This window comes from bacterium, from assembly GCA_037147175.1.
In the GTDB taxonomy this organism is placed as follows: domain Bacteria; phylum Cyanobacteriota; class Vampirovibrionia; order Gastranaerophilales; family UBA9971; genus UBA9971.
In genome coordinates this window covers 44,596-54,079 of the sequence record JBAWVS010000012.1, presented here as the reverse complement: position 1 = coordinate 54,079, position 9,484 = coordinate 44,596, and the positions used below count along the sequence as shown (strand labels likewise).

10 protein-coding genes are annotated in these 9,484 nt (G+C 37.7%); 5 read left to right on the top strand and 5 right to left on the bottom strand.

Features of this window, described 5'->3' with window-relative positions; genetic code table 11:
* Nucleotides 1-12 precede the first annotated feature (12 nt).
* Entirely contained in the window at nucleotides 13-486 is a 474-nt protein-coding gene (gene ribE, locus WCG23_04605) for a 6,7-dimethyl-8-ribityllumazine synthase (protein ID MEI8389150.1), read from the top strand.
* Between the two features lie 29 nt (nucleotides 487-515).
* Here ribE and WCG23_04600 read toward each other — a convergent pair whose 3' ends face one another.
* A complete protein-coding gene (locus WCG23_04600) occupies nucleotides 516-1,100 on the bottom strand; it encodes a L,D-transpeptidase (GenBank protein MEI8389149.1) in 585 nt (194 codons plus the stop codon).
* A gap of 179 nt (nucleotides 1,101-1,279) precedes the next feature.
* On the opposite strand from WCG23_04600, the gene WCG23_04595 reads away from it, so the two are divergent.
* The 3 genes from WCG23_04595 (at nucleotide 1,280) to WCG23_04585 (ending at nucleotide 4,504) form a co-directional block, all read left to right on the top strand.
* Nucleotides 1,280-1,552: an RNA-binding S4 domain-containing protein gene (locus tag WCG23_04595; protein MEI8389148.1), complete on the top strand. Its 273-nt coding sequence runs from the start codon at nucleotides 1,280-1,282 to the stop codon at nucleotides 1,550-1,552.
* A 9-nt stretch (nucleotides 1,553-1,561) separates the two neighbouring features.
* Nucleotides 1,562-2,875 (top strand): phosphopyruvate hydratase, encoded by a 1,314-nt coding sequence (eno, locus tag WCG23_04590; GenBank protein ID MEI8389147.1) that lies wholly within the window; start codon nucleotides 1,562-1,564, stop codon nucleotides 2,873-2,875.
* A gap of 258 nt (nucleotides 2,876-3,133) precedes the next feature.
* A complete protein-coding gene (locus tag WCG23_04585) occupies nucleotides 3,134-4,504 on the top strand; it encodes a tetratricopeptide repeat protein (GenBank protein ID MEI8389146.1) in 1,371 nt (456 codons plus the stop codon).
* Here WCG23_04585 and WCG23_04580 read toward each other — a convergent pair.
* Entirely contained in the window at nucleotides 4,501-4,851 is a 351-nt protein-coding gene (locus WCG23_04580) for a hypothetical protein (GenBank protein MEI8389145.1), read from the bottom strand. The genes WCG23_04585 and WCG23_04580 overlap by 4 nt on opposite strands.
* A 371-nt stretch (nucleotides 4,852-5,222) precedes the next feature.
* Here WCG23_04580 and WCG23_04575 point away from each other — a divergent pair, with 371 nt between their 5' ends.
* The gene (locus WCG23_04575; protein ID MEI8389144.1) at nucleotides 5,223-7,535 is read left to right on the top strand and encodes a glutamine--tRNA ligase/YqeY domain fusion protein; all 2,313 of its coding nucleotides are present in this window, start codon (nucleotides 5,223-5,225) and stop codon (nucleotides 7,533-7,535) included.
* 249 nt (nucleotides 7,536-7,784) lie between these two features.
* Here WCG23_04575 and rpsI read toward each other — a convergent pair whose 3' ends face one another.
* The 3 genes from rpsI to truA are packed head-to-tail and all read right to left on the bottom strand — an operon-like array spanning nucleotide 7,785 to nucleotide 9,455.
* On the bottom strand, nucleotides 7,785-8,180 hold the full coding sequence (rpsI, locus tag WCG23_04570) for a 30S ribosomal protein S9 (protein MEI8389143.1): 396 nt from the start codon (nucleotides 8,178-8,180) through the stop codon (nucleotides 7,785-7,787).
* A complete protein-coding gene (gene rplM / locus WCG23_04565) occupies nucleotides 8,180-8,623 on the bottom strand; it encodes a 50S ribosomal protein L13 (GenBank protein MEI8389142.1) in 444 nt (147 codons plus the stop codon). The genes rpsI and rplM overlap by 1 nt, the downstream gene beginning before the upstream one ends.
* Complete coding sequence (truA, locus tag WCG23_04560; protein ID MEI8389141.1) at nucleotides 8,595-9,455, bottom strand: tRNA pseudouridine(38-40) synthase TruA; 861 nt, start codon at nucleotides 9,453-9,455, stop codon at nucleotides 8,595-8,597. Before truA ends, rplM begins: the two co-directional genes overlap by 29 nt.
* Nucleotides 9,456-9,484: the final 29 nt, after the last annotated feature.

Here is a 9,484-nt window from a genome sequence, read left to right as displayed (position 1 = left end):
GGAGAAAAGAGAATGGTTAACGTATACGAAGGCAATTTGACGGCAAAAGAAGGAAGATACGGCATAGTAATAGGTCGTTTTAACGAGTTTATCGGGTCAAAACTTCTTGACGGAGCGATTGACGCACTAAAAAGACATGGTTTGCCTGAAGAAAACATTGATATTGCATGGGTTCCCGGTGCTTTTGAAATTCCTTTTATTGCCAGGAAAATGGCTGATTCTAAAAATTATGACGCTGTAATTACCCTTGGTGCTGTCATCAGGGGAAATACACCGCATTTTGATTATGTAGCCTCCGAGGTTTCTAAAGGCGTGGCACAGGTTGGATTAAGTTCCTCTATTCCTGTAATATTCGGCGTTTTGACTGTGGATTCTATAGAACAAGCTATCGAAAGAGCAGGAACAAAGTCAGGCAACAAAGGTTCAGAAGCCGCCAAAACCGCTATCGAAATGGTAAACCTAATTGCCGCCATCGATAAGAAGTAAGTAATTTATAAAGTATTATTATTTTTTCACTACATAATATTAATAAAATTACCGGGCGTAATATATCCATTATCTACGATTTCATTTATATCATTATTCTTATGACGAACACAGCCATGAGATGCGTCTTTTCCCATTGACTCGGGATGATTTGTACCATGGAAAAATATACCTGTCGGCTTTGTATCACCTGACTTAGTATCTATAACCCTGTCATATAGAATATGCGGGCCAAATGCGTTTGGACTTTTCTTTGGTGTTGGTGTATCATCAGAAGTTTTATAAGGCGCACTGCCTATTCTCGTTATATATCTTACACCTGCCGGGGTAGGTGTAGTTGGCGCACCCACAGCGTCAGGAAATACTTTAATAAATTTGCCTTCTTCATTGTATATAAATGTTTTATGGGCTTTTCTATCAACTACAGCCTGCGCCAAGACATTTGTATTTTTAATCACCAGTTCAGGCGAAGGCGCACCATGTTTACTGTTAAAAATCTTTATATCCTCAGCCATATGAGAAGAATGTTCTTTGAGTTCTTCTTGTGACAGCTTTAATGACTTAGTAGTTACCGTTGGATTTTTTGTTTCAAAAATTCTAATATTCCCTGCCATTTTTCCTCCTACACTATTACCATATTTTTTTATTCCCTATATGTAATTAAACAATTATTATTTGCAAAAATTGCTAGTAAGAAAAAAAATATAATATAAAACAAGAATTACATTTTGCAGGGTTTAAATTACATTTTCTTTGTAGTAAATTAAATTCAATTAGAAATGTAAAAAATACTATGCGATTAGATAAATACTTAAAAGTCTCCAGATTAATAAAAAGAAGAACAGTTGCAAACGAAGTAACTTCAGCAGGAAGGGTTTTTATTAATAACAAAGCCGCAAAACCCTCTACAGAAGTAAAAGAGGGAGATGTTTTGAGGCTGGAATACTTTAATAAAACGCTAATCGCCAATATTTTAAAAGTTCCGACAGGGAACGTGTCTATACAAGAATCAAAAACATTGTACGAAATAACAGACGAGATAACTAAATTACAGGAAAAAGAATAGGAGAAACAAATGGGTACATTTATTGAACACATTCAAGCCAGACAAATCCTTGATTCAAGAGGTAATCCAACAGTTGAAGTTGATGTGGAACTTTCCAGCGGAGCTGTAGGCAGAGCAGCAGTACCTTCAGGCGCAAGCACAGGTATGTGGGAAGCTGTTGAATTAAGAGATGATGACAAGTCAAGATACGGCGGAAAAGGCGTTCTTCAAGCTGTTGATAACGTAAACGACATCATAGCAAAAGAACTCATCGATATGGACGCAAGCAACCAGTATGAAATCGACAGAACAATGATCGAGCTTGACGGTACGGACAATAAAAGCAAATTAGGTGCTAACGCAATATTAGGCGTGAGTTTAGCCTGTGCTAAAGCTTCGGCTGTCACTTTTGAATTACCTTTATACAGATATGTAGGCGGAATTAACGGAACTACACTTCCTGTTCCCCTTATGAACATAATCAACGGCGGCGCACACGCTGATAACAACGTTGATATTCAAGAATTCATGATTGCTCCTGTTGGCGCTTGCTGCTTTCAGGAAGCTTTAAGAATGGGTACTGAAACATTCCACGCACTTAAATCAGTATTAAAAGGCAAAGGCTATGTTACTTCCGTAGGCGATGAAGGCGGATTTGCTCCTAACCTTTCTTCTAACGAAGAAGCTCTTGAAGTAATCCTTACAGCTATTGAAAAAGCAGGTTATACAACCAACGATATCAAACTTGCTCTTGACGTTGCCAGCTCAGAATTCTACAAAGACGGTAAATATGTCCTCGATGGCGAAGGTAAAACCTTCTCAAGAGACGAAATGGTAGGCTTCTTGAAAGACCTTTCAAACAAATACCCTATTATTTCAATCGAAGACGGCATGAGCGAAAACGATTGGGAAGGCTGGAAAACTCTTACTGACGAAATTGGCGGCAGAGTTCAACTGGTAGGTGATGATTTATTCGTTACAAACACCAAAAAACTTGCTGAAGGTATCGTTAAAGGCGTTGCAAACAGCATACTCGTTAAAGTTAACCAGATTGGAACACTTAGCGAAACAATGGCTGCTGTAAACCTTGCCCATAAAGCAGGATATACCGCTATAATGAGCCACAGATCAGGAGAAACAGAAGATTCAACCATCGCTGATCTCGCTGTAGCTTTAAATTGCGGACAAATCAAAACAGGCTCAGCTTCCAGAAGCGACAGAATTGCTAAATACAACCAGCTCATCAGAATTGAACAAGAGCTTGGATGTGCAGCAAGATACCCTGGAATGAAAGCTTTTGGTATAATCAAAAATGCTTATTCAGCCCAGGAATTATGCGTGTAATTCTTTAAAAAGCGAAATCACTAAAACTAAAACAAAGAGAGCCGACTGAAAAGTCAGCTCTCTTTGTTTTTAAGATTATTTACTTTTTCGAAAAAATTATTAAAATCAACTAAATAGACTACAAAGTTTTTCCCCGTTTTTATCGATATATAAACTATATTGGGGAATTTTTTAGAGAGAACGAGCGATAAAAACTAAAACTGACCGTTTCAGTTTTTATCGCTCCCGCTTCGCACAGAGAGAAAGAAGGCAAAAGTTTTGGGTTTAAATGGCATATATCCGGTAAATTTATACCCGTATAACATTCAGTTTAGTAAAAAAACGCCTGTCAAAAAGGTGTCACCCGAAGCTGAAGGAAAACAGACCCCCTCTGATAATGCTGAGTTTAGCGACAACAAGCAATCTTCCGGATACAAGCAAACTATTGATTATTCTGTCGGCAAAGTTAATATCAGCCAGATTGTTAATGATTTTAAAAACACCCTCACGGCTATCGGGGCGTCAAAAGACGTCAATGAGGAGGTTGAAACCTATCTAAAGCTGGTAGAACTTCAATCTGCTAAAGAAAATCCTTCCCAAAAGATTATTAAATCAAATTTGACCAATGCAGCAGCGCTTCTTGACGGATACATCACAGAAACTCTTAATAAACCATCTGAAGTTGTAAAAAACTGGATAGATGCGATTTTACTGCAAAAAGTTGACTATAAATCAGACAAACCCGTAACTACAGACAATAATTTTATAAATAATATTGAAAAACCCTCTCAAATTTTAACTACACCTGTATCACAGCAGATAGATTCTTCCGCACCGGTAAAAAATGACAATATAACCAAAGCAAACAGACCTGAAGACACCAAATTAGAAGAACTTTACAAAAAAACAGAACAGATTGTCGATTCCGGAAATTTTGAAGAAGCACTCTCTGTCTATGAAAAACTAATTCCTCTCTCTCAAAAGTTCAATAACACAGAAGTTGAAACAAAGTTGTATATGGATAAAGCCTATATTCACGATGAAAGCGGCGATTATATAAAAGCATTGGAAAGTTATAATAAAGCTGCAAATATTGCTTTTAATACAGGAAATCAAGAGATTCAGTCAAAGGCGCATTACAATATGGCATCAATCTATGATGATTTCGGAAAGCTTGACGCGGCACTCTCGCACTATTACGAGTCGATTTCCCTTGACGGGCAGGTTGATAACCTAAAAGGGCAAAGTATCACGTTAAATGACGTAGGAAACGTCTATGTAAGCAAATATGAGTATAAAGAAGCTCTCGGCTATTTCAAAGTAGGATTTTCTCTCACAAAAGAAATCGGCGACAGCAAAGGGCAAGCTTGCATTTTGAGCAACACAGCAGGCGTTTTCAGGGATTTAGGCTATGATGACAAAGCTATTAAGTACTATAAAGATTCTATCAAGATTGACACAAAGATAGGCAACGTTGAAGGCTATGCCAAAAGCTTTGAACAAGCTGGCGACATAATGCTTAGAAATGATTATAAGGAAAAAGCCCAGAATTTGTACAGAAAATCACTTTTTGCCGCTCAAAAAGTAGGTGATCACAGTTGGTCAGCAAAAATTCTCGACAAACTTCAACTAAATTCCTTTTCTTACTAAGATAGTTGTAATTTTTTAAGCACACCCCTGAAATAAGCTTTTGGCGATTTTGCCTTATCGAGATTGTTCAGCGTAATATCAACCGCCATCCGAACAAAAGACGGCCCTTCCCGTTTAATTACCGCCCCTGAAGAACTTACGCCCCACAAAGTCAACTGATTCGCTATGCGATGAAATTCCGGTTTTTCTATCGGATAAAACCCGTTAATTAAAGAAACTTCTGTAATTTTCTCTGTGTTATCCTTTTCCTGCGACTCTTCTTTGTCTAAACTCTTCATTTTTTCTTTAACATGCTGCCTTAGCGGCGAATTTTCCATTTTTTCAGGATCAAAATAAAACTTATTCAACTTTTCTCATACCCGTAATTTTTTTGTTCAATCATCCTGTATAAACTCTGTATTAAACTATGTTTAATAAATTTATTCTATAAACACAGTTTATACCCTGTTTAAACTAAGTTTATACTCTGACTAAACGCACATAAGTAACCACACCAAACTCCTCCTCCTGCAAAAGAGGGTATATAATTGCTTTCTTGACATAAAAACGTTTTTATTATTCACTATAACATATTTTTTTATATCCATGTGGCTATAGTTTATAGCCAAACGGCCAGAGTTTTTAAGAAGCACTTTTGAAATATATTTTGTAATAGCCCAAAACCCTCTAATATGTTAGACTATTGTAGAGAGTTAGGCATTCTAAAAGGGCTATTTAAATGCAAGAAAAAAACATTAATGAAAATCGGGATAAAAAGGATTTTTTACGGACAATAGTTGAAGAACACCTGAAAACAGGCAAATACAACGGGAAAGTTATTACAAGATTTCCTCCTGAACCGAACGGATTTCCTCATATTGGGCATGCAAAATCTATATGCTTGAATTTTGGCATTGCAAAAGACTATAATGGCGTCTGCCACCTTCGCATGGACGATACAAACCCGACAACAGAAGACATGTCCTATGTTGAAGCTATTAAAGATAACATCAGATGGCTGGGATTTGACTGGGATGACAAATTATTTTTTGCCTCAGATTATTTCGGACAGATCTATGATTATGCGGTAAGGCTTATAAAGTTAGGTAAAGCCTATGTTTGCAGCCTTAGCGAAGAAGAAATCAGAGAATATCGCGGCACAATAACGCAAGCAGGCAAAGAAAGCCCTTATAGAACCAGATCAATCGAAGAAAATTTAGATATATTAGCCAGAATGAAAGCAGGAGAATTTAAAAACGGAGAACACGTTCTCAGAGCCAAAATAGATATGGCGAATCCGAATATGAAGATGAGAGATCCTCTTCTTTACAGGATTAAACACGCTCATCACTACAGACTTGGTGATGAATGGTGCATATATCCTATGTATGACTTTGCACACTGCCTTTCTGACTATATAGAAGGCATTACTCATTCAATTTGTACACTTGAATTTGAAAATAATCGTGAACTTTATGACTGGATACTCGATGAGATGGAATTAGAACCTCCTCGCCCTTACCAGTATGAGTTTGCACGGCTAAATCTGAATTATACGGTAATGAGCAAGCGCAGACTGCTTGAACTTGTCGAAAAGAAATACGTGAGCGATTGGGACGATCCTCGTCTTCCGACCCTTTCCGGTATTCGCAGAAGAGGCTACACACCTGAATCAATAAGAGCTTTTTGCGAATCCATTGGAATTGCGAAATCTAACAGCACGGTTGACTTTGCGCAGCTTGAATTTTGCATTCGTGACGACCTGAACCTGAAAGTCCCCCGTGTACTTTGCGTATTAAAACCGCTTAAAATAGTTATTGAAAACTACCCTGAAGACCTGACAGAAATGCTTGATGCGCCGTATTTTCCGCATGATGTCCCTAAAGAAGGCTCAAGAAAAGTTCCTTTCTCGAAAGTTATTTACATTGAGCAGGACGATTTTATGGAAACTCCGTCCAAAGGATACTACCGCTTAGCCCCAGGACAGGAAGTCAGACTGCGACACGCTTATGTTATCAAGTGCGAGCAGGTAATAAAAGACGAAAAAACAGGTAAAATAACAGAACTTCGCTGTTCATATGACCCAACAACCAAGAGCGGTGAAGATACCAGCGGTAAGAAAATAAAAGGCACTATTCAATGGGTTTCCGCAAATCACGCAAAACAGGTTGAAGTGCGCATTTATGACAGGCTTTACCTCATAGAAAATCCTGACGGACCAGAAGATTTGAACCCTGACTCTCTGGAAACTCTTACTAATTGTTACATAGAACCTGCTGTTGCAGAAGAAAAACCCGATGAAAGATACCAGTTCGAAAGACAGGGCTACTTCTATGTTGACCCGATAGACTCGGTTGACGGAAAACTTGTCTTTAACAGAATTGTTCCTCTTAAAGATTCGTGGTCTAAAACCTCTAAAACGGCTGCCCCAAAAGCAACACCTCAAAATGAACAGGCTAAAAAACCTGTAGTTAAAAAACCTCCAGCTTCTAAGCAAGAAGTTTCCGCACTAACTCAGGAAGCAGAAGCCAGATTAAACCGCTTTCAAAGCGAACTGGGGCTTAATGCAGAAGTAGCAGCTATCCTCACAAAAGATGACGATTTATCAAACTTATTTGAGTCCGTTCTCGCTGTTTATAACAACCCTAACAGCGTTGGGAACTGGATAGCTAACGAGCTTTCACGTGAATTAAAAGACAAAAAGTTTGATGAGCTTTTGTTTGATGCAAGTCAATTAGCGGAACTTATTAAGTTAATTGACAAAGGCACTATTTCAGGCAAAATAGCAAAAGAAATATTTGCGCAAATGCTTGAAAAAGGCGGCAATCCGATAGACATAGTTGAAGCAAAAGGGCTTATCCAGATAAATGATTCTGCTCAACTCGAGCCTATTATTGATAAAATAATCAAAAACAATCCTGATAACGTTTCTAAATTTAAAGAAGGCAGAACCAATTTGCTGGGATTCTTTGTTGGTCAGGTAATCAAGGAAACCGGCGGCAAAGCAAACCCAAAACTGGTCAGTGATCTTATTTTAGAAAAATTAAAGTAAAAAAATAATTAAATTAAAGCCCCTCTTTCTGAAATAGAAAGAGGGGCTTTAGTCATTTTAAAATAAGTATTTTTTTATTCAGTTCTTTACACCCACCCCCAACCCCCTCCCTTAAGGGAGGGGGCTAGAGTTATTTTTTGGCTCGCTTTTCGTCGCCTTCGGCGACTCGCTCGCCTAATATTTTTAATGTATAAAAATTCACCTAATAGAGCATAATAAAAGGGGCATAAGCCCCTTTTATTAATGATATTAACGTTTTGAGAATTGGAATCTTTTTCTTGCTTTTTTGCGACCGAATTTTTTACGTTCTTTAACCCTTGGATCTCTTGTTAAAAGACCTTGTGAACGCAAAATCGGTTTGTTTTCTTCGTTTACAACCAATAAAGCTCTGGAAATTCCGTGTCTGATTGCACCGGCTTGAGAACTAACGCCGCCGCCGACTACTTTTACTCTTACATCGAAATTATCCTGTTTTTCGGTAAGAACTAACGGTTGATATACCATCATTTCAAGAGCTGCTCTTCCGCCAAAATATTCTTTAGCTGTTTTATTATTGATTATGACTTTTCCTTTGCCGGGAACTAGTTTAACACTTGCTATTGCGCATTTTCTGCGTCCGGTGCCTCTGATTTCAGCGTCTGCCATTATTTAATAACCTCCGGTTCTTTATATTCTGTCGGTTGTTGAGCTTCATGAGGATGTTCCGATCCTGCATATACTTTTAATTTATTAAATTGTACCTGCCCCAAAGTATTGTGAGGAAGCATGCCTTTAACAGCTTTTTCAATAGGCACTGTAGGATCTTTTTTCATTTGATCTCTGAAACTTATTTGTCTTAAACCACCCGGAAAGCCTGTGTGGTGATAATAAATTTTATCGGTTTCTTTTTTTCCTGTTATTTTAACTTTTTCAGCGTTAATAACAATTACAAAATCACCCATATCAATATGTGGTGTGTATTCCGGTTTAAGTTTTCCGCGTAAAATATTCGCTGCCAAAGATGCCAATCTTCCTAGTGTATAGTTTGAAGCATCTATAACATACCACTTAGCTTCTACTTCAAGAGGCTTTGCAGAGTAGGTCTTCATTATCGTTAATCTCCATAATTGCTTTTCTATTGTACTGTTCATCATAGCCGACAAGCATAAATGTCAATCCGCAAGCTTCTGCAGTTGGTCCTGCACAGGTTCTGTCTTTAGCCTCGAGAACTTCCAGCATATGTTCCGGAGGATAAATGCCTTTGCCGATTTCAATTAATGTTCCTGCTATTATTCTTACCATATTATACAAAAATCTGTTTGCAATCAAATCAATATTGATAACTCCTGCTTTTTCACTGAGTCCAACGTAATACATAACGCACTCCTTAACGGGATTAGGAGAATTTACCTTTTTGAAGCTGGTAAAGTCATGCTTTCCGATCAGATAATCAAGAGCTTTTTGCATTGATTCAATATTCAGTTTTTCATAAATATGACTGCTGGTCTTATTTAACCACACTGAACGCTGTGGTCTGTTGTTTATTGTGTATCTGTACCATCTGTAATTTGCGCTTATTTGGCTGTGAAAGGTTTTATCCACCTTTTGCACATTTTTTACACTCAAATACTCTGATAAAATCGCATTTAATGAGTATAAAAATCTGTTTAAGTTCAGTTCAAAGGGAACATTAAAGTGCGCTACCTGATTTTTGGCATGCACTCCTTTGTCGGTTCTTCCTGAAAAAATAATTTTTATGTCGCATTGCAGTAATTTTTTTAATGCATTTTCAAGCTCGGACTGAACTGTTTTCACTCCGGGTTGTTTTTGACTGCCGAAAAACGCCCAGCCTGCATACTCCACAACTAAACTATATCTGAAGAAATTAATTTCTTCAGATATAAATTTATTATTTTCAATTGTCAGAGTGTTTTTCTGCATTATTTATTCCGATTATCGCCTGATGATTC

Bases quoted from the DNA above. Each gene is read 5' to 3' on its own strand.
- ribE (MEI8389150.1), top strand. From the start codon at position 13: ATGGTTAACGTATACGAAGGCAATTTGACGGCAAAAGAAGGAAGATAC.
- WCG23_04600 (MEI8389149.1), bottom strand. From the start codon at position 1,100: ATGGCAGGGAATATTAGAATTTTTGAAACAAAAAATCCAACGGTAACT.
- WCG23_04595 (MEI8389148.1), top strand. From the start codon at position 1,280: ATGCGATTAGATAAATACTTAAAAGTCTCCAGATTAATAAAAAGAAGA.
- eno (MEI8389147.1), top strand. From the start codon at position 1,562: ATGGGTACATTTATTGAACACATTCAAGCCAGACAAATCCTTGATTCA.
- WCG23_04575 (MEI8389144.1), top strand. From the start codon at position 5,223: ATGCAAGAAAAAAACATTAATGAAAATCGGGATAAAAAGGATTTTTTA.
- rpsI (MEI8389143.1), bottom strand. From the start codon at position 8,180: ATGGCAGACGCTGAAATCAGAGGCACCGGACGCAGAAAATGCGCAATA.
- rplM (MEI8389142.1), bottom strand. From the start codon at position 8,623: ATGAAGACCTACTCTGCAAAGCCTCTTGAAGTAGAAGCTAAGTGGTAT.
- truA (MEI8389141.1), bottom strand. From the start codon at position 9,455: ATGCAGAAAAACACTCTGACAATTGAAAATAATAAATTTATATCTGAA.